The organism is Streptomyces sp. ALI-76-A (assembly GCF_030287445.1).
Lineage (GTDB): Bacteria > Actinomycetota > Actinomycetes > Streptomycetales > Streptomycetaceae > Streptomyces.
The window spans coordinates 7248081-7267606 of record NZ_JASVWB010000002.1 but is presented as its reverse complement, the minus strand read 5'-3'; the positions used below and the strand labels follow the sequence as shown (position 1 = coordinate 7267606).

Genomic DNA, 19526 nt, shown 5'->3' with positions numbered 1-19526 from the left:
TCCCTGCGGCGGCCTTCACTGCGGGGCGGTCACGGCCCCGGCCAGCTCGCCGAAGTCCGCGAGCATCCGCGCGCTGTCGGGTTCCCGCTCGGTGAACAGGCGGAACGCGTCCACGGCCTGGAAGACGGCCATCCCGCCGCCGTCGAGGGTGGCGCAGCCGAGCGCGCGGGCGGTGCGCAGCAGCGCGGTCTCCAGCGGGCGGTAGACCACCTCGGCGATCCACAGTCCCGGGTCGAGGAGTTCGGCCGGGAGGGGCAGGCCGGGGTGCGCGGCCATGCCGGTGGGGGTGGCGTGCACGAGGCCGTCGGCGTGCGCGAGCAGGTCCCCGAGCCGGTCCGGGGTGCCGGCGGCGGCCCGGCCGGCGCCGAAGTGCGTGTTGAGCGCGTCGGCGAGGGCGGCGGCCCGCTCGGGCAGCTCGTCGACGACGGTGACCCGCTCGGCGCCCAGGGTGAGCGTGGCGTGGGCGACGGCCGCGCCCGCGCCGCCCGCCCCCAGCTGTACGACCCGCTCCAGCGGTACGTCGGGCAGACCGCGCGCGAAGGAGGCGGCGAAGCCGGTGACGTCGGTGTTGTGGCCGACGGCCCGGCCGTCCTCCGCGAAGACCACGGTGTTGACCGCGCCGAGGGCCTCGGCCTGCGGGGCGAGCGCGTCCAGGTGCGGGATGACGTGCTGCTTGCAGGGGTGGGTGATGTTGAGCCCGTCGAAGCCGAGGTCCCGGGCCGAGCGCAGCAGGTCGCCCACCGCGTCGGGGCCGGCGCCGAGGGCGTCGATGTCGATCAGCCGGTACAGGTACCGCAGGCCCTGGCGGTCGGCCTCCCGCTCGTGCAGCGCGGGACTGAGCGACGGGCCGATGCCGGAACCGATCAGCCCGACGAGATACGAGTCCTTGTCCTGGGACGGCACCGAGGGACCTCCTGAGCGACTCAGCAATGTACGAACTAGTACGTTAGCTATATCAGCATGGCTGGGACCACGGGAAGCCCCCGGCGGTGAATCGGAAGCCGGCGCGACGGCCTGCTCTTACAATCTGCCCACTGGCCCCGCGCGCGAAGGAACCCGATGACCAGCGTCGAAGAACCGGCACGACCGAACGGGCGGATCCGTGACGCCGCCCGCACCCAGGCCGAGATCCTCGACGTGGCGACCCAGGAGTTCGCCCGGGCCGGCTTCGACGGCGCCCGGGTCGACGAGATCGCCGCCCGCACCCGCACCACCAAGCGGATGATCTACTACTACTTCGGCGGCAAGGAGCAGCTCTTCACGGCCGTCCTGGAGCGCGCGTACGCCGTGATCCGCGAGGCCGAGCAGCAGCTCGACGTCGAGCACCTGGACCCGGTCGCGGCCATCCGGCGGCTGGCGGAGGTCACCTTCGACCACCACGAGCAGCACCCTGACTTCATCCGCCTGGTGAGCATCGAGAACATCCACGGGGCGGAGCACATCGCGGCCTCCCAGAAGCTCGGCAGGATCGGCTCGCCGGCCCTCGACGTGATCCGCCGGATCCTGGCCTCCGGACAGGAGTCGGGGCTGTTCACGGCCGACGTGGACGCCGTCGACCTGCACGCGATGATCAGCTCTTTCTGTTTCTTCCGGGTCGCCAACCGGCACACCTTCGGCGCCCTGTTCGGCCGTGACCTGGTCGATCCCGCCCAGCGCGAGCACTACCGGGCGATGCTCGGCGACATGGTGATCGCCTATCTGACGGCGGACCGCGCGGCCGGCTGAGCCCCCGGCCGGGGAGAAGATCCTTCGACGCGGCCTCTTGACACCCGGGAAACGTGAGCGCAACATCCCACCCACCGCCACTAACTACCCAGTGGGTTAATTAGCCGCGATCCGGCTCCGCTCAGCCCTCCGCTCACTCCGCCCCGGGTGGAGTTCCCCCGAAGGAGCACGCCGTGTCCGTCCCCGCCGCACCCGTCGGCCAGCCGAGAAAAGCCGCCCTGGCGGCCTGGATCGGCAGCGCCCTGGAGTACTACGACTTCTTCATCTACGGCAGCGCCGCCGCGCTGATCTTCCCGGACGTCTTCTTCGACGAGTCCGACCCGGCCACCGCGACCCTGCTGTCGCTGGCCACCTTCGGCGTGGCGTACGCGGCCCGTCCGGTGGGCGCGTTGTTCCTCGGGCACTACGGCGACAAGCTCGGCCGCAAGAAGATCATGGTGTTCACGCTGATCCTGATGGGCGTGTCGACATTCCTGATCGGCTGCCTGCCCACCCGCGACCAGGTCGGCACGCTCGCCCCGGTCCTGCTGGTGCTGTGCCGCGTGCTCCAGGGCATCTCGGCGGCCGGTGAGCAGGCCAGCGCCAACTCCATGACGCTGGAGCACGCGCCGCCGGGCCGGCGCGGGTTCTTCACCAGCTTCACCCTGAGCGGCACCCAGGGCGGGCAGCTGCTCGCCACCCTGGTGTTCATCCCCATCGCCGCGCTGCCCGAGGACCAGCTGATGTCCTGGGGCTGGCGGGTCCCGTTCTGGCTGAGCGTCGGGGTCGCCGTGGTCGGCTTCGTCATCCGCCGCAAGCTGGAGGAGACTCCCGTCTTCGCCCAGCAGACCGTCTCCGAGGGCGTCGTCAGGATGCCGCTGGCGATCCTGATGCGCGAGCACTGGGCCGACGTCCTGCGGGTGGTCGCGGGTGCCCTCATCGCCTCGGTCAGCACGATCTTCACGGTGTGGTCGCTGTCGTACGCGACGAGCGACTCGGTCGGCATGAGCCGGTCCTCGATGCTGTGGGTGGGCGCCCTGGCCAACCTGGTCGCGCTCGGCGCGATCCCCCTGTGGGCCACGCTGTCGGACCGCGTCGGCCGGCGCCCGGTGTACCTGATCGGAGCGGCCGGCAGCGCCGTGGCGATGTTCGCCTACCTCTGGGCGATCTCCACCGCTTCCTACGCGCTGATCCTCGTGCTGGGCATCGTCGCGTTCGGTGTCGTCTACAGCGCCGCGAACGGTGTGTGGCCGTCCTTCTACGGCGAGATGTTCTCCACCCGGGTCCGGCTGTCCGGCATGGCGATCGGCACCCAGATCGGCTTCGCCGTGGCCGGGTTCGCGGTCACCTTCGCCGCGCGGATCGCGGGTCCGGACGGCGACAACTGGTCGGCGGTCGCCCTGTTCACCGCCGCGCTGTGCGTCCCACCGGTGATCGCCGTCCTCACGGCGCGCGAGACCCACACGGTGCCGACGGAGCGGCTCGGCGACCGCGCCTTCCGGGAGACGGCCCAGCCGGAGAAGGTGTCGGCCTGACCCCTCCCCCGTCGCGCCCCTCGGCCTCGTCGAGCCCCGGCCGGGCTCCTGGGGCCGGGTCCGGCACGGTGAGGGTGGCGGCGGTCCATGTCGTCGTCCGGCACGGTCCGGTCGAGTCGGCCGGGACGGCGGGCGGGGCACGGCCGTCGTCGTCCGGCACGGTCCGGTCGAGTCGGCCGGGACGGCGGGCGGGGAACGGCAGCCGGCGGTGAACGCCGGTGGACACCCCGGCGTGGCCGCCGCCACCGTGCTCATGGGAGCCGGCGGGGACGTGACCTGCCGCCCACGGTCCTCGCCGTGCCGGCCCCGGCCGGCGCGGCGGCGGCCTCCGCGCCGCCGGGGCACACCCGGCCGTGGCCGGCGACCACTGTGACGCCGATGACGATCATGGGGATGTGGGGCCCCGTACCTCCGTTCCTGCGCGACGATGATGTCTGAGGTCGTTCCGGCGGGGTATGCCGGATCGCACCTCGACGAACGCGACGGAGGAGAACGATGGCACAGCTGCGGCAAGAGGTGGACCCGGGCGAGGTCGGGCTGGACGCGAAGGCGCTGGACCGCCTCGACCAGCACATCGCCCACTACGTGGACGAGGGACGCCTGCCCGGCTATCTCGTGGCCGTCGCCCGCGGCGGACGCGTCGCCCACCTCACGACCCACGGCCACCGGGACCTCGCGGCTGGGCTGCCCGTCGAGGCCGACACCCTGTGGCGGATCTACTCCATGACCAAGCCGGTCACCGCGGTCGCCGCGCTCCTGCTGGTCGAGGAGGGACTGCTGTCCCTGGACGACCCGGTCGAGCGCCATCTGCCGGCCTTCGCCGAACCTCGGGTGTACGTCAGCGGCTCCGGCGCCGACGTGGTGACCCGCCCGGCCGCCGGGCCGATACGCGTGCGGCACCTGATGACCCACACCGCGGGCCTGACCTTCGCCTTTTACCACACGCACCCCGTCGACGCCCTCTACCGCGCGGCCCACCTGGACTCGTCGGTGGTGCCGGGCTCGACCCTGGCGGAGACGGTCGACGTGTACGCGGGCCTGCCGCTGCAGTTCGAGCCGGGCACCCAGTGGAACTACTCCGTCGCCTCCAACGTCCTGGGCCGGATCATCGAGGTGGTGTCCGGGCAGCCGCTGGACACGTTCTTCGCCGAACGGGTCTTCGGCCCGCTCGGGATGACCGACGCCGGGTTCCGCGTCACCGACCGACAGGCGGGCCGGCTCGCCGAGTTGTACGGCGATGCCGACGGCGGCGGCATCGAGCGGATCCCCGGGCTCCCGCTGCGCGGCCGGCCCCGGTTCCTGTCGGGCAGTGGCGGCATGGTGGCCTCCGCGCACGACGTGCACCGCTTCATGGAGCTGCTGCGCCGCCGCGGCGAACTCGACGGCGTCCGCCTCCTCACCCCCGAGACGGTGGACCTGATGACCTCCAACCACCTTCCGGGCGGTGCCGACCTGCGTGCCTTCGGCAGCAGACCCGCGCACGACGAACCCGGGAACGACGGCGTCGGCTTCGGCCTCGGCGTCTCCGTGGTGATCGATCCGAGCCGCACCCTCGCCCCCTGCGGTCTCGGCACGTACGGCTGGAGCGGTGTGGCAACGACGACGTTCTGGGTCGACCCGAGCCGCGATCTGACGGTGCAGTTCATGACGCAGCTGCGGCCGAAGAGCTCCCTGTCGGTCTTCCCCGACCTGAAGCGGCTGGTGCACGAGGCGGTCACCGAATAGGGCGGGCCTGGAAAGCCAGGCGCCCCCGACCTGAAACGGCAGGTGCACGAGGCGGCCACCGAAGAGGGCCGGTCCGGAAAGCCCGGTGCCCCCACCGTGCCCCGCCGGGTCGGGCCGGGTCGGGCCGGGGCCGCCTCGGCCGCGGCGTCGAGCGCGGTGACCTCGGCCGTCCGCGGGCCGCCGGGCCGCTCCGCCCGCGCGCCGGGCCCGCTGCGGCCGGTCACCACGCACCCGCGCCGGCTCGGGCCCGCCTCGGGCCTACTGGTCGGCCGGAGGGTGAAGTGGGCGCCGTGTCGGGCGAGTGCACCGGACCACCGCTCGCACCCCTCGGGTGTATCGGCGGCGCGGTTCGGTAACGCCGCCCTGGCCCGGGAGCCGGCGGCGGGATACCCCACTACCGACGCCGGCCGGGACCGGGCGTGCTCGCCGTGTCGGTGGACGTGGTTCGGAAGCCGGCAGCGTCGACACGACCACGTCACCGGGCGCCAGTTCGGCCGTGAGGAGGTCAGCGGGTAGGCGGCGCGGCTGTGCCCGGCCGGTGAGGACGAGCCGGTCAAGGGTCAGGGGGTCCCGGTGGCGCACTCCTCGGTGCGGTGCCACAGCAGCACCCGCCCGGCCGTCCCGCACAGCGCTGCCGGACCGCCGCCGGTGGACAGGCCCGCCCCGGTCCGGTGCAACCGCTCGCCGGGACGACCTCAGACCTCGCCGGACGCCTCCTCGACGAGGCCCAGTTCACGGCAGGCCAGGCGGAACCGGTCCGGACGGGACGGGGCGGCCGGACTCCCCGGCGCGGCGGCCGGCGCCGGGGGGACACCGGGGTGGCGCCGGGACGGCCGCCGCGGGCCCGGCGGTCAGGAGGAGCTGACGACCGCGTCCAGGTGGGGCAGGTGGTGGTCCAGTCGCTCCCGCTTCGTCCGCAGATAGGTGATGTTGTTCTCGCACGGCGGTATCAGCAACGGCACCGTCTCTGCGACCTGGATGCCGTGCCGCACCAGGGCCTCCCGCTTGCGCGGGTTGTTGGACATCAGGCGCACCGAGTTCACGCCCAGGTCGTGCAGGATCCCGGCGGCGACGCCGTAGTCGCGGGAGTCCACCGGCAGGCCGAGCGCCAGGTTCGCCTCCACGGTGTCCAGCCCCTCCGCCTGAAGCGCCATCGCCCGCAGCTTGGCGAGCAGACCGATGCCCCGGCCCTCGTGCCCTCTCAAGTAGACGACGATGCCGCGCCCTTCGGCGACGACGGCACGCAGCGCGGCGGCCAGCTGGTCGCCGCACTCGCAGTGCTGGGAGCCGAAGGCGTCACCGGTCAGGCATTCGGAATGCAGCCGCGTGAGGACGTCGTCCGCGCCGATGTCCCCGTAGACGAGGGCCACTTGTTCGTCGCCGCGGTCGTGATCGAGATAGCCGACCGCCTGGAAATCCCCGTACACGGTGGGCAGCGGGGCATTCACGACCCGTTCCACACCCGTGCGCTGCGGTGACTTCTTGCCGAGTACACCAATTTTTTCTGTCATGATCTGGTTCCTAAGCAGAGACGAAAGGCCGTGAAAAGATGAGTGGTTCCGGAATACGGTCGGCGGCGTACGGTCTGGTGCCGGCGGACACTACCGAAGACGTACGGACGCGAGGGGCGGGCGTCTCAACCCAGGTGGCCGTTCTTCCCGTCGGAAGCTTCGAGCAGCACGGTCCGTACCTGCCGCTGGCGACCGACACGCTCGTCGCCTGCGCCATCGCCCGGGAGATCGCCGCCGCGTACCCGGTGCACCTCCTTCCTCCGGTGACCATCGCCTGCTCGCACGAGCACGCGGCCTGGCCGGGAACCGTCAGCATCTCCTCGGTGACCCTTCACGCGGTGGTACGGGACATCGCGGCGTCGTTGCGCCGCTCGGGCGTCGAGGCCCTGGTGGTGGTCAACGGCCATGGCGGGAACTACGTCCTGGGCAACGTGGTCCAGGAGTCCTCCGCGCGAGGCGAGCGGATGGCGCTGTTCCCGGCCCCGGAGGACTGGGAGGCGGCGCGGGTGCGGGCCGGGGTGGCGACCTCGCTGCTCACCGACATGCACGCGGGGGAGATCGAGACCTCCATCCTGCTGCACGCCCATCCCGAAATGGTCCGGCCCGGTTACGAGTCGGCCGATTTCGTCGCGGACGACCGCCGTCATCTGCTCACCGTCGGAATGTCCGCCTATACCGATTCGGGCGTCATAGGCCGTCCTTCCCTGGGATCCGCGGAAAAGGGGAAGGAACTGCTGGCGGGCTTCGCCGATTCCTTCGCGACGTATTTCTCGATGCTCACGTCCGCCGACGCCGGAGCCGACGCCGACGCGGGGGCCGCGGGAGCCGAGCGGGCGTAGGGGCCGTCCGGCGCGTGGGGACGGGACCCCGAGTCCGCCCCGGCGGTCCCGGCGCCGGCACCCGCGCCGCGCAGGCCGGTGTACCAGCGGGCGACCAGGACGACGGCGCCCGGCAGCGCGGCCACGAAGCTGAGCACCCCGTAGACGACCGCGACGGCCAGTCCGGTGCTCGCGCCGAGACCGGCCGCGCCGAACGCCCAGGCCGTCACGCCCTCGCGGGGGCCGAACCCGCCGACGTTCAGCGGAAGTCCCATCGCGAGCAGGGCGAGGACGGCCAGCGGCAGCAGTACGGCGACGGAGGCGGCGGACCCGGCGACGCGGGCGGCGAGCACGAACATCCCGATGTGTCCGGCGAGGACGACGACGGAGGAGACGGCCACGCCCGGCCCGTTGCGGCGGGACAGCAGTCCCTCGCGGGCCTCGGCGAGGCCGGCGCGCAGGGCGCGTCCCCGGCGGGAAGGGGCCCGGTTCATACGCAGGGCCGCCACGACCGCGAGGGTGCCGAGCGCGGCGAGCGCCAGCAGCGGGGCCAGGTGCCGGGCGTCGGCCAGCACCGGCGACGGCAGCGTCAGCAGCACGGCCGCGCCGACGACGGCCAAGGCGGCCTGTCCGGCGGCCCGTTCCAGGACGACCGCGCGGACGCCGCGGCCGAGGTCACCGGAGCTCTGTCCGTGCCGGACCGCCCGGTGGACGTCGCCGAGGACACCGCCGGGCAGGGCGGCGTTCAGGAACAGGGAGCGGTAGTAGTCGGCCACGGCCGGTACGAGCGGCAGCCGGATCCCGAGACCCCGGGCCACCAGCGCCCACCGCCAGGCGCTGAACACGGTGGTGAGCAGCCCGATCCCGACGGCCACGAGCAGCGTCGGTCCGTCGATCCGCCGCAGTCCGTCCAGGAAGACACCGGTGCCCAGACGCCACAGCAGAACGGCGAGGATGACGACACCGGCGACGGTGCCGAAGTGGGTACGGACAGTACGCGAGTTCAGCCGGGCCACCGCACCGCGCAGCGCGGTCCGCCACCGGGGCGCCTCGGGGACGGCATCCGGGGCGGGACGCGACCGGGGCGTGCCCACGATCACACCGATGCGTGCTTGGGACACGGCCGCACCGAGAGTGCTTCGAGAGACAGCGGGGCCGGAGGGGACTTGGAGGACAGCCGAGCCGGCGCGGGCCTCGGAGGCGATCGAGCAGGTGGGGGCTGCCGGGACAGCCAGGCCGGTACGGGCTTCGGAGTCGACCACACCAGCGCGGGCCTCGGGGACGACGAGACCCGAACGGGCTTCCAGGACAGCCGAGCCGGCGCGGGCCTCGAAGGCGCCCGCGCGGGCCTCGGGAAGAGCGGCACCAGTGGGGGCCGAGGCCGAACCGCCGGTGGACGCGAGCATCCCGTTGCGGGCTTCGAGGGCCTCGGTCCGGGCCGCGAGGACCCTGGTCCGGGCCTCGAACGCCTCCGTCGGGGGCGCGAACGACGCGGTGGGAAGCGGGAAGACCTCCACCGCGTCCGCGTACCGCCGGGACGGCCGGACCAGCCGCGCGGGCAGCTCGGCCGGGGGCTCGGCCGACTCGGTCCGCCGCGCGGGCAGTTCGGCCCGCTGTTCGGTCGAGCGAGCCGGCCGCTGCGGCAGCTCGGGACGCCGCGCGGCCGGCTCGGCCCGGCGCTCCACCGGATCAGTTCGGCGCTCCGCCGACTCGGCCCGGTGCTCGGACAGTTCGGCGTGCCGGTCGCGTGGTTCGGTGGGCTTCGTCCTGTGGGGTGGGACGGATCCCTCGCAGGGCTTGGTGCTCCGCGCGTGCGGTTCGGTACCGGGCCGGGACGGCCAGGACCTCACCGTCTCCACCGTCATGACGCTCCGCCGGTCGGCCGGGACAGGGCCAGCAGGTCGGTGTGGTGCACCACCACCCGCAACTCGCCCGCCGCACAGGCCGCGAGACGTTCCCGCAGGTACCGCTCCGCGCGCGGGCCCAGCTCGGGGCGCTGTTCCACGGCCGCGCCGACCCAGCCGCGCAGCCACTGCGCGGTCAACGCGGACTCGTCCGGACCGAGCCGCCAGGGGCTCGGGTGCAGCAGTACCGTGGCGCCGCGTTCGGAGAACGCCTCGCACGCCACGGTGACCGCGTCCGGGCCCAGCATGCCGTCGTGACGCTGGTGGGCGTTGAACGCGTCGGCGATCTCCGCGTCCAACGGGTCCGACGGGGTGAGCTCGACGCGGCCGGCCACCGACAGGGTCAGCAACGCCGGGCAGCCGGCGGCGGTGCACGCGGCGGCCAGGGTGTCGATGTCCTCGCGGGTGAGGACGTCGAGCAGCGCGGAGGCGGTCACCAGGGACGCGCCGGCGAGGACGTCCGGGGTGAGCCGGGACACGTCACCGCGCCGCGTCTCGACGCTGACCCGGCTGCCGTCGGCGGCGGAGCGCGGGGAGGCGACGGCGGCGAAGTGCAGCAGGTAGGGGTCGCGGTCGTGCAGGATCCAGTGCTGGGCGCCGTCCAGGCGGGGAGCCAGCCAGCGGCCCATCGAGCCGGTGCCGCAGCCCAGGTCGTGGATGACCAGCCCGGCCTTGCCCGGCAGGTTGGCGAGCCGGATCCGCAGCGGGTCGAGCAGGTCGTGCGCCCGCCCGGCGGCGTCGGCGCCCTCCCGGAGCTCCAGCCACTCGGGGGCGTAGCGCGGCGGGTCGTCGGGCCCGGCGTCCCGCAGCCGCACGGTGGGCCGCTCGCCGGGACGCAGGGTGGGCCCGGCACCGGCGATGACGGCGTCCACCACCGACCCGGCACCCGCACCCGCGTCGGCTGTCTCCCCGTCACCGGCACCCGCGCCGTCGGCCATGGATCCGCCCACCTCGACCACTCCCCTGGAACCGGCGCCGACGGCCTCCCGGGGACCGGGCTGTGTCGGGATCTGCCCCGTCTGCTTGGTCATCGCCGTCTCCGTCATGCCACCCTCCTGGGTTCGTTCGGCAGTCGGCCCAGTACTCCGGCCAGGCTGCGGGCCGTGGTCGCCCAGCCGTCCAGGGCGGCCCGTCGGCCCCGGGCAGCGGCCTTCAGCCGGCGTCGTACGTCCGCCTCGCCGAACCAGCCGCGCAGTTCCGCGGCGAGGGCGGCGGGGTCCTCCGGCGGGACGAGGATGCCGGGCACACCGCCGTCGGGGGCGCGGCCGACCGCCTCGGCGAGACCGCCGACGTCCGTCGCCAGCACCGGGATGCCACGGGCCAGCGCCTCCGTCACCGCCATGCCGTACGTCTCGGCGTACGAGGCGAGGACCATCAGGTCGGCGGACGCGTAGCTGGCGTCGAGTTGGGCGCCGGCCTGCGGGCCCGCGAGGTGCAGCCGGTCCTCGAGGCCGTACGTGCCGATCAGGGCGCGCAGTCCGGCGACGTACTCGGGGTCGTGCTCGAGTCCGCCGACGAACGAGCAGCTCCACGGCAGGTCGGTCACCGTGGCCAGGGCCTCCACCAGCCGGTGCTGCCCCTTGCGCGGGGTGACCGCGGCCACGCACAGCAGGCGGGAGACGCCGTCGGTGCCGGAGGCGAGGGGGGCGATGTCGGCGCCGGGTGCGGCGACATGGACCCGGCCGGGGGCGAGGCCGTGGTGCGAGACGAGACGGCGGACCGCCCAGTCGCTGGTGGCGATGACGGCCGGCACGGCCCGCAGCACCGCGCGCTCCTTGGCGTCCAGTTCCGCCGCCACCGCCGGGTCCAGCCCCGTCTCGTCGCCGAGCGGGAGGTGGACGAGGACGGCGAGGCAGAGACGTTCCGCCTCGGGCACGACGACCTCGGGAACCCCGCAGGCGACCAGACCGTCCAGCAGGACGACCGCGCCGTCCGGCAACTCGCTCAGCACGCGGGCGAGTTCCGTCCGGGCGAAGGCGTCCGGACGGGGCCAGCTGCCGTCCACGGCGTGCTGGTGCACCTGCCAGCCGAAGCCGGGCAGGTCCAGGCTGACGCGCCGGTCGTAGGCGTTGCCGCCGCTGGGCCGGGTGGGGTCGTCGACGCCGCCCGGCAGGACGAAGTGCACGGAGCGCAGGGACATCGGGATGATTTCCGCGTGGTGGAGGGCGGAGTGCTGGACGGGCACGTAGTCGAGCCGGGTCGTCCGCTCCGTGGTCGTGTCGGTCACAGGGCACGCTCGTAGCTCGCCCAGGCGACGTGCGACTCGTGCAGTGTGACGGTGAGGCCCGCGAGGCCCTTGGCGCCTTCGCCGAGCGCACCCTTGTGGACGCGGTCGGCGAGCCGGTCGGCGATGACCTTCGCCAGGAACTCCGTGGAGGTGTTGATCCCGGCGAAGTCGGGCTCGTTGTCGAGGTTGCGGTAGTTCAGTTCGCTGACCACGGCTCCGAGTTCCTGAGTGGCGAGTCCGATGTCGACGACGATGTTGTCGTCGTCCAGCTGCTCGCGCCGGAACGTGGCGTCCACCAGGAACGTCGCTCCGTGCAGACGCTGCGCGGGGCCGAAGACCTCGCCGCGGAAGCTGTGGGCGATCATGATGTGATCGCGGACGGTGATGCTGAACAACGGACGACCCTCCAGGTGCGGCGCGTCTGGTCCCCCCGCTGATCCCTGCCGGGGGATGCCGACTAATACGGTTCATCGCTGCCCGTTGTTCAGTCGGCTCTGTCTCTTTTCTCAGGTCAGGCGCTTTCGCCGTAGCTGACCCGGTGACACAGCGCGGGGATCTCCCCGGTGGTCAGGCGCGGCATCACCTCCGGCAGCTCCTCGAAGGCGCTCTCTCCGGTGACCAGGGCGTCCAGGGCCGGGTCGGCGAGCAGGTCGAGGGCGAGGGCGAGCCGGTCGGCGTAGGTGCGGCTGGAGCGGCGGGCCGGGGACACCGAGCCGACCTGGCTGCTGCGGACGACCAGCCGGCGGGAGTGGAAGGCCTCGCCGAGCGGCAGGCTCACCCGCCGGTCGCCGTACCAGCTCAGTTCGAGGACGGTGCCTTCGGCGCGCAGCAGTTCGAGGGCGCGGGTGAGGCCCTGTTCGGTGGCACTGGCGTGCACCACGAGGTCGCAGCCGCCGAGGGCGTCCTCGGGGGAGGCGAAGTCCACCCCGAGGGCCCGGGCGGTCGCGGCACGGGCCGGATCGGCGTCGACCAGCTGGACCCGCACCCCGGGGAAGCGGGCGAGCAGGGCGGCCACCGAACTGCCGACCATCCCGCCGCCGACCACCGCGATCCGGTCCCCGACGAGGGGCGCCGCGTCCCACAGGGCGTTCACGGCGGTCTCGACGGTGCCGGCGAGGACGGCGCGTTCGGCGGGCACGTCGTCCGGTACGGCCGTCACCGCGCTCGCCGGGACGACGTACCGGGTCTGATGCGGGTAGAGGCAGAAGACGGTCCGCCCGACGAGGGCCCGCGGCCCCTCCTCCACCACACCCACATTGAGGTAGCCGTACTTCACCGGGCCGGGGAAGTCGCCCTCCTGGAACGGCGCCCGCATGGCCCCGTACTGACTCTCCGGCACCCCGCCGCGGAACACGAGCGTCTCCGTGCCCCGGCTCACTCCGGAGTACAGGGAGCGGACGACGACCTCGTCGTCGGCGGGGTCGGGCAGGGTCACGTCGCGTATCTCGCCGTGACCCGGACTGCTGAGCCAGAACGCACGTCCGGTGCGCTTCATCGGCATCCTCCTGAACGATCGGGAAGCTGTTCACGTACCGAGGTGTGCACAGGTCGCGCACAGTACGCGGCCTTGATCGACTCTGTCACCTGGCCGGAGGAATGTGCGGTGGCCCTGAACAACACGTACGACGCGAGGCTGGTCCAGCAGGAGACCGCGGTGGGAGCGGGGGTGCAGATCCTGCTGCTGGCCCTGCTCGGTACGGCGCACGGCATGGGACCGGCGGGCTGGCTCACCGGCCTCGTCTTCGCCTTCGCCACCTGGGCGGTGCTCTCCCGCGCCCTGCACCGCACCCGGCCGCGCTCCTTCGGTCCGGCCAACCGGGTGACCCTCGGCCGGGCTACCCTGGTCGGCGCGGTGACGGCCCTGGTCGCGGACTCCTTCGAGAGCTCACCTCCGGTGACGCTGTTCGTCGGTCTGACGGCGGTGGCGCTGATTCTCGACGGGGTGGACGGCAAGGTCGCCCGCCGCACCGGCACCTCGACCCCGCTGGGCGCCCGTTTCGACATGGAGGTCGACGCGTTCCTCATCCTGGTGCTGAGTGTGTACATGGCCATGTCGCTGGGCCCGTGGGTCCTGCTGATCGGTGCCATGCGCTACGTCTTCGTCGCCGCGGCCCGCGTCCTGCCCTGGCTCAACGCCCCGCTCCCGCCGAGCACGGCCCGCAAGACGGTGGCGGCGCTCCAGGGCGTCCTGCTCCTGCTGGCCGCCTCGCACCTCCTGCCGTACGCGGTCACGTTCGGGGTCGTCGCCCTGGCCCTGACCCTGCTGGTCTGGTCGTTCGGCCGGGACATCCTGTGGCTGTGGGCGACGAACCGGTCCCAGGAAGCCATGGTGACGGGGATGCTGGAGCTCATGCCGGAGCGTCAGCCGGCGGTGGCGTCCTGAGGAACGGCAGCCGTGAGGGCCGTCAGTCCTGGGGAACGTCAGCCCTGAGGCACGCCGGCTTCTGAGGCACGTCAGCCCGAGAAGGACACAGGTCATTCCTGGGCACGTGGGCTCCTTGGCCACGTCAGCCCGCGTCGCTTCCGCTTCAGTCCGCAGTCGCTTCAGTCCGGCGTCACTTCAGTCCGGAGTCACTTCGACCCTGAGGGAGCGTCAGCGGGGAGGGCTCGTGCGACCACGGAACGAACAGCTTCCTTCGCGTCGCCGGACGCGTCGCCGTCGCAGGTGAAGCAGGCGGTCAGCAGCGGGGCGAGCAGCCGGGAACCGAGCAGGTGGCGGCGGCGCACACGGTCATCGCCCCATCGGGATCTCGAAGTGGACGACGCCGTTGCCGCCGCCGGGGTCCTCGCGCTCGTCGTGCACGACCTTGCCGAGCGACCGCCAGAACGGCTCGGCGCCCGGCACCGCGGGGTCGGTGTGCAGGTAGACGGCACGGTAGCCGCCGTCCGTGGCGGCGAAGGCGAGCAGGTCGTCGACCAGGCGCCGGGCGAGGCCGCGCCTGCGGTGCTCGGGGCGTACGTACACACGGCGCAGTTGCGCGGTCTCGCCGGAGGGGTAGCGCTCGGCGAGCCGCCGTGGGTTCGGCGGGTGGGCGGGGCCGCGGGAGTCGAGGGCGGCGGTGGCCACGACCGACCGGCCGTCCGGGTCGAGAGCGACGAGGAGGGTGTGGCGGGCCGGGGCGAGGTAGGCGGCGGCCAAATCGATGATGTCGCCGTGCCAGTGGGGCACGTAGCCGGTGCCGAAGTCGCGGTAGACGGTGTCGAGCATGACGGCTCGCGCGCCGTCGAGGTCGTCCGGGACCGCCACCCTGATGCTGTAGGAACGCACGTGCCAATCATATGCATCAAGCACTGCCGGTGATCACCGGGTGACAGCCGCCGACGGCCGCCCACCCACCGGCGAACCGGCCGCCGCCCACCGGCCGCCGGCCGATTTGACACCCGTCACCGATCACCCCTAGAACCTACCGACATGACATCCATTTTCAAAAAAGTGGAGCACTAGTGCGGATCGCGTTCGTCGGCAAGGGCGGCAGCGGCAAGACCACCCTGTCGGCGCTCTTCTCCCGGCATCTGGCACGCTCCGGCGCGCCGGTCCTCGCCATCGACGGCGACATCAACCAGCACCTGGCCGAGGCGCTCGGTCACGACGACGGCCCCCTGGACGCCCCTCCCCTGGGCGCGCACCTGGACGACATCAAGGACCTCCTGCGCGGCACCAACCCCCGCATCGCCTCCCGCGAGGCGATGATCAAGACCACGCCACCCGGCCGCGGGTCACGCCTGCTGCGTCTCCTCGGCGACGACCCGCTGCACACCCGGCACGTCCGGCGCGCGGGCGAGGTGCCGCTGATGGTGACGGGCGAGTTCGACGAGAGCGACCTGGGCGTGGCCTGCTACCACTCCAAGCTCGGTGGGGTGGAGCTCTACCTCAACCACCTGGTGGACGGTCCCGGCGAGTACGTGGTCGTCGACATGACGGCGGGCGCGGACGCGTTCGCCTCGGGCCTGTTCACCCGCTTCGACCTCACCTTCCTGGTGGCGGAACCGACCCGCAAGGGCGTCTCCGTGTACCGCCAGTACCGGGACCACGCCCGGGAGTTCGGCATCCGGATCGCCGTGGTCGGCAACAAGGTGACCGGTGAGGACGACCTGCTCTTCCTCAAGGACCAGGTCGGCGACGACCTCCTCACCCACCTGGTCCACTCCCCCTGGGTCCGCTCGGCCGAACAGGGCCGCGCGCACGGCGGGTTGGACACCCTGGAGCCGCACAACCGGCACGCCCTGAACGTCCTGCGCGAGGCCGTGGACTCCCGTCCCCGCGACTGGGCGGCCCTGCACCGGCACGCCGTGGACTTCCACCTGCGCAACGCGCGCTCCTGGGCGAACGAGGCGACCGGCCTCGACCTCGCCGCCCAGGTGGACCCGGAGTTCGTCCCGGGTCCCGCGGCCCTCGCCTGACCGCCGGCCCACGACCGCCCGGCGGCCGAACGCCCACCACGACCGAACAGGAACCCCAGCCCATGTCTCTCGACGTCTCCCCCCAGCTCCTCGCCGAAGCCGAGCACGGTGACATCCGCGAGGAGGACTTCGTGGACACCGTCCGCGCCTCGCTGCCCTACGCCTACGACCTGATCGCCTCCCTCGCCGCCGAACTGCGGGACGGCACTGCCGAGTTCACCGACAACCAGACCCCGCCCCCGTCGGAGCGGGAGCGCGGCCAGCTGCTGCGCGCCCTGGCCTCCGACGCGATCCGCGGCAGCCTGGAACGCCACTTCGGCATCGCCCTCGCCTTCCAGAACTGCCACCGGGTGGCGGCCTTCCGGCCTCAGGCACTGGGCGGCGAGACGCACGGGCGGTTCACGTCCGCGCGCTCGCAGGTGCTGAACCAGTCCCCGGAGTTCCGGGACTGCTGACACCCGTCGGCCGTCAGGCCGCCCGCCGTCCCCGCTCCCGGTGCCCGCGCACGATCTCCGCGTACCGGTGCCCGGTCCCCTTGATCGTGCGGGCCTGGGTGCGGTAGTCCACGTGCACCAGCCCGAACCGCTTGGCGTACCCGTACGCCCACTCGAAGTTGTCGAGCAGCGACCAGGCGAAGTACCCGGCCAGCGGGGCGCCCTTGCGGGCGGCGGAGGCGCAGGCCGCGAGGTGGCGGACCAGGTAGTCCTGGCGTTCCGGGTCGTCCACCGTGCCGTCGGGGCGGACGGTGTCCGGGAAGGCGGAGCCGTTCTCGGTGACGTACAGCCCGCGGGGGCCGTACTCCCGCGTCAGCCGCAGCAGCAGTTCCTCGATGCCGCTCGCGTCGATCTCCCAGTCCATCCCGGTGCGCGGGACGCCGGCGCGGCGGACCGCCCGAGCGTGGGGTGCCGGGCCGGTGGGGTCGTCGGCGACGGTCTGCGGGAAGTAGTAGTTCAGGCCGAGCCAGTCGAGGGGCGCGGCGATCACCGACAAGTCGCCCGGCTCTTCCGGGAGTTCGACGCCGTACACCTCCCGCATGTCCTCGGGGAAGCCGCGGCCGTGCACCGGGTCCAGCCACCAGCGGTTGGTGTGGCCGTCCATGCGCCGGGCGGCCCGCAGGTCGGACGGGCTGTCGGTGGCGGGGTGGATCGTGGAGAGGTTGTTGACGATGCCGACCTGGGCGTCCGGGGCGGCGGCGCGGACGGCCTGTACGGCGAGGCCGTGGCCCAGCAGCAGGTGGTAGGAGGCGCGGACCGCCGCGGTCAGGTCGGTCAGGCCGGGGGCCATGGTGCCCTCCAGGTGGCCGATCCAGGCCGAGCACAGCGGCTCGTTGAGCGTGGCCCAGTGGCCGACCCGGTCGCCGAGGCGTTCGGCGACGACGGACGCGTACGCGGCGAAGTGCTCGGCGGTCGCCCGCTCGGGCCAGCCGCCCCGGTCCTGGAGGACCTGCGGAAGGTCCCAGTGGTAGAGGGTGACGGAGGGGGTGATGCCCGCCTCCAGCAGAGCGTCGGTCAACCGGTCGTAGAAGGCCAGGCCCTTGGGGTTCACCGGGCCGTCCCCGCCCGGTATGACCCGCGGCCAGGCGATCGACAACCGGTAGGCGTTGGTGCCCAGGTGCCGCATCAGGGCGATGTCCTCGCGAAAGCGGTGGTAGTGGTCGCAGGCGACGTCGCCGTGGTCGTCGCCCGCTGTCTTCCCGGGGGTGTGGGAGAAGGTGTCCCAGATCGACGGCGAACGGCCGTCCTCGGCCACGGCTCCCTCGATCTGGTACGCCGAAGTGGCCGTGCCCCACAGGAAGTCGTGCGGGAGTGCGGCGAGGTCGATGGTCACGTGGGTCCTCTCGGAGTGGGAGCGGGTCACTTGACGGCTCCGGCCGTCAGCCCCGCGACGAGGTAGCGCTGGAGGAGCAGGAAGCCCGCCACCACGGGCACGCTCACCACCAGCGAGGCCGCCATGATCTGGTTCCAGTACACGTCGTTGAGCGTGGAGTAGCCCTGGAGGCCGACGGCGAGGGTGCGGGTGGTGTCGTTGGTCATCACGGAGGCGAACAGCACCTCGCCCCAGGCGGTCATGAAGGCGTAGACGGCCACCGCGACGATGCCGGGGACCGCGGCCGGCACGACCACCCGGAACAGGGCGCCGAGCGGCCCGCAGCCGTCCACGAGCGCCGCCTCGTCCAGGTCCCGCGGCACCGAGTCGAAGTAGCCGATCAGCATCCAGATCGAGAACGGGAGCGAGAAGGTCAGATACGTCAGGATCAGGCCGCCTCGGGAGCCGAACAGGGCGATGCCGGTGGCGTTGCCGATGTTGACGTAGAGGAGGAACAGCGGCAGCAGGAAGAGGATGCCGGGGAACATCTGCGTGGACAGGACGGTCACGGTGAAGACGCGCTTGCCGCGGAACTCGTAGCGGCTGACCGCGTACGCCGAGAACACGGCGATCACCACCGAGCAGACCGTCGCCGCGCCCGCCACGGCCAGGGAGTTCACGAAGTAGCGGGCGAGCGGGACCGTCGACCAGATGTCGATGTACGGGCGGATCGTCAGGTCGCTGGGCAGCCAGCGGAACTCGCCCGTGACGTCCGCGAGGGGCTTGAGCGAGCTGGACACCATGACGTACACCGGCACCAGCACGAAGCCGGTGAGCAGGGTGAGGAAGACCCGCCGGGACCACAGGAACGAACGCGGCGGCGCCATCGGGGAGTTACGCATGGGTGGTGGCCTTCCGTCCGCGTGAGGTGAGCACCAGGTACACGCCGGTGACGACCAGCAGGAACAGCAGCAGCAGGACCGACATCGCGGAGCCCGTGCCGAAGTTCCAGGTGACGAACGACGCCTGGTAGATGTGTACCGAGATCAGGTCCGCCGCCTCGGGCGCCGTGCGGCCGAACAGGACGAACGGGGTGTTGAAGTCGTTGAACGTCCACAGGAACAGCACCAGGACGAGCACCTGGTTGACCGGGCGCAGCGACGGCAGGGTGATGCGGCGGATCTGCTGCCACACTCCGGCGCCGTCCAGGGCCGCCGCCTCGTACAGCTCGCGGGGGATGTTCTGCAGGCCCGCCATCACGATGAGGAAGGCGAACGGCCAGCCCTTCCAGACCGACACGGTCAGCAGGGCGTAGAAGCTGTTGTCGCCGATGAGCCAGAAGGACGGCTTGTCGGTGAGGTGCAGCTGGTCGTGCAGGACATGGTTCACCAGGCCGTTGTCGTGCTGGAACATGAACACCCAGGTGATGACGGCCGCGTAGACCGGCAGGGCGTACGGAACCAGGAACAGGGCCCGCAGCAGGCCCCGGCCGCGGAAGGTGTCCTGCATGCAGATCGCCGCCGCCGTGCCGATCAGCCAGCACAGACCGACCGACAGCAGGGTGAAGGCCACGGTGACGAGGAAGGAGTGGAGCAGGGCCTCGCCGACGGGGGCGTCGAAGTCCACCGACACCGCGTAGTTGTCGAGGCCGCTCCAGGGCGCCGTGCCCCAGTCGCGGATGGAGAACTGGGTGAGCTCCTTGAAGCTCATCACGATGCCGATCACCATCGGCACCAGGTGGACCAGGAGTTCGAGGACCAGGGCGGGCAGGAGCAGCAGGTAGGGCAGTCCGATACGGCGGATCCGGCCCGGGCGGCGGCGCGGGCCGTGCGTCGCCGCCGCGCCCGGAGCGGGCTTGTCCACCGGTGGTTCGACCGTGCTGGTGGTCATCGTGC

17 protein-coding genes and 2 pseudogenes are annotated in these 19526 nt (G+C 72.6%); 7 read left to right on the top strand and 12 right to left on the bottom strand.

Going from position 1 to position 19526, the window contains the following annotated elements; genetic code table 11:
- Window positions 1-15 precede the first annotated feature (15 nt).
- Window positions 16-903 carry a shikimate dehydrogenase gene (locus QQS16_RS33105; protein WP_286065732.1) on the bottom strand — a complete coding sequence of 296 codons (888 nt, stop codon included), beginning with the start codon at window positions 901-903 and terminating at the stop codon, window positions 16-18.
- Between the two features lie 156 nt (window positions 904-1059).
- Here QQS16_RS33105 and QQS16_RS33100 point away from each other — a divergent pair, with 156 nt between their 5' ends.
- From QQS16_RS33100 to QQS16_RS33090, 3 genes are all read left to right on the top strand, one after another.
- A complete protein-coding gene (locus QQS16_RS33100) occupies window positions 1060-1725 on the top strand; it encodes a TetR/AcrR family transcriptional regulator (RefSeq protein ID WP_286065731.1) in 666 nt (221 codons plus the stop codon).
- 173 nt (window positions 1726-1898) lie between these two features.
- Window positions 1899-3239, top strand: a complete 1341-nt coding sequence (locus QQS16_RS33095) for an MFS transporter (protein WP_286065730.1) — start codon at window positions 1899-1901, stop codon at window positions 3237-3239.
- Between the two features lie 495 nt (window positions 3240-3734).
- Window positions 3735-4964 (top strand): serine hydrolase domain-containing protein, encoded by a 1230-nt coding sequence (locus QQS16_RS33090; protein WP_286065729.1) that lies wholly within the window; start codon window positions 3735-3737, stop codon window positions 4962-4964.
- Between the two features lie 444 nt (window positions 4965-5408).
- Here the strand turns inward: QQS16_RS33090 and QQS16_RS33085 are convergent.
- Both QQS16_RS33085 and ribA read right to left on the bottom strand, forming a co-directional pair.
- A pseudogene (locus QQS16_RS33085) lies at window positions 5409-5641 on the bottom strand (saccharopine dehydrogenase); the annotation flags it as partial.
- A gap of 174 nt (window positions 5642-5815) precedes the next feature.
- Window positions 5816-6475 carry a GTP cyclohydrolase II gene (gene ribA / locus QQS16_RS33080; RefSeq protein WP_286065728.1) on the bottom strand — a complete coding sequence of 220 codons (660 nt, stop codon included), beginning with the start codon at window positions 6473-6475 and terminating at the stop codon, window positions 5816-5818.
- Between the two features lie 38 nt (window positions 6476-6513).
- On the opposite strand from ribA, the gene QQS16_RS33075 reads away from it, so the two are divergent.
- The gene (locus tag QQS16_RS33075) at window positions 6514-7314 is read left to right on the top strand and encodes a creatininase family protein (RefSeq protein ID WP_353479708.1); all 801 of its coding nucleotides are present in this window, start codon (window positions 6514-6516) and stop codon (window positions 7312-7314) included.
- A gap of 170 nt (window positions 7315-7484) precedes the next feature.
- Here QQS16_RS33075 and QQS16_RS33070 read toward each other — a convergent pair.
- The 5 genes and pseudogenes from QQS16_RS33070 to QQS16_RS33050 form a co-directional block, all read right to left on the bottom strand.
- Window positions 7485-8699: pseudogene (locus QQS16_RS33070) on the bottom strand (lysylphosphatidylglycerol synthase transmembrane domain-containing protein); the annotation flags it as partial.
- A 455-nt stretch (window positions 8700-9154) separates the two neighbouring features.
- On the bottom strand, window positions 9155-10243 hold the full coding sequence (locus QQS16_RS33065; RefSeq protein WP_286065727.1) for a class I SAM-dependent methyltransferase: 1089 nt from the start codon (window positions 10241-10243) through the stop codon (window positions 9155-9157).
- Window positions 10240-11424: a glycosyltransferase family 4 protein gene (locus QQS16_RS33060; protein WP_286065726.1), complete on the bottom strand. Its 1185-nt coding sequence runs from the start codon at window positions 11422-11424 to the stop codon at window positions 10240-10242. Before QQS16_RS33060 ends, QQS16_RS33065 begins: the two co-directional genes overlap by 4 nt.
- Window positions 11421-11819, bottom strand: coding sequence for a 6-pyruvoyl trahydropterin synthase family protein (locus tag QQS16_RS33055; protein WP_286065725.1), 399 nt, complete (start codon window positions 11817-11819; stop codon window positions 11421-11423). Before QQS16_RS33055 ends, QQS16_RS33060 begins: the two co-directional genes overlap by 4 nt.
- 116 nt (window positions 11820-11935) lie before the next feature.
- Complete coding sequence (locus QQS16_RS33050) at window positions 11936-12919, bottom strand: zinc-dependent alcohol dehydrogenase (RefSeq protein ID WP_286065724.1); 984 nt, start codon at window positions 12917-12919, stop codon at window positions 11936-11938.
- A gap of 108 nt (window positions 12920-13027) precedes the next feature.
- On the opposite strand from QQS16_RS33050, the gene QQS16_RS33045 reads away from it, so the two are divergent.
- Window positions 13028-13807, top strand: coding sequence for a CDP-alcohol phosphatidyltransferase family protein (locus QQS16_RS33045; protein ID WP_286066534.1), 780 nt, complete (start codon window positions 13028-13030; stop codon window positions 13805-13807).
- Window positions 13808-14155: 348 nt separating this feature from the next.
- Here QQS16_RS33045 and QQS16_RS33040 read toward each other — a convergent pair whose 3' ends face one another.
- The gene (locus QQS16_RS33040; protein WP_286065723.1) at window positions 14156-14692 is read right to left on the bottom strand and encodes a GNAT family N-acetyltransferase; all 537 of its coding nucleotides are present in this window, start codon (window positions 14690-14692) and stop codon (window positions 14156-14158) included.
- 176 nt (window positions 14693-14868) lie between these two features.
- Here QQS16_RS33040 and QQS16_RS33035 point away from each other — a divergent pair, with 176 nt between their 5' ends.
- Together QQS16_RS33035 and QQS16_RS33030 are read left to right on the top strand one after the other, a co-directional pair.
- On the top strand, window positions 14869-15825 hold the full coding sequence (locus QQS16_RS33035; protein WP_286065722.1) for an ATP-binding protein: 957 nt from the start codon (window positions 14869-14871) through the stop codon (window positions 15823-15825).
- Window positions 15826-15887: 62 nt separating this feature from the next.
- Complete coding sequence (locus QQS16_RS33030) at window positions 15888-16280, top strand: SCO5389 family protein (protein ID WP_286065721.1); 393 nt, start codon at window positions 15888-15890, stop codon at window positions 16278-16280.
- A 13-nt stretch (window positions 16281-16293) separates the two neighbouring features.
- Here the strand turns inward: QQS16_RS33030 and QQS16_RS33025 are convergent, their stop codons facing one another.
- The 3 genes from QQS16_RS33025 to QQS16_RS33015 are packed head-to-tail and all read right to left on the bottom strand — an operon-like array spanning window position 16294 to window position 19521.
- A complete protein-coding gene (locus QQS16_RS33025) occupies window positions 16294-17652 on the bottom strand; it encodes a GH1 family beta-glucosidase (protein WP_286065720.1) in 1359 nt (452 codons plus the stop codon).
- A 26-nt stretch (window positions 17653-17678) separates the two neighbouring features.
- The gene (locus QQS16_RS33020) at window positions 17679-18518 is read right to left on the bottom strand and encodes a carbohydrate ABC transporter permease (protein WP_286066533.1); all 840 of its coding nucleotides are present in this window, start codon (window positions 18516-18518) and stop codon (window positions 17679-17681) included.
- Between the two features lie 7 nt (window positions 18519-18525).
- Window positions 18526-19521 (bottom strand): carbohydrate ABC transporter permease, encoded by a 996-nt coding sequence (locus QQS16_RS33015; RefSeq protein WP_286065719.1) that lies wholly within the window; start codon window positions 19519-19521, stop codon window positions 18526-18528.
- Window positions 19522-19526: the final 5 nt, after the last annotated feature.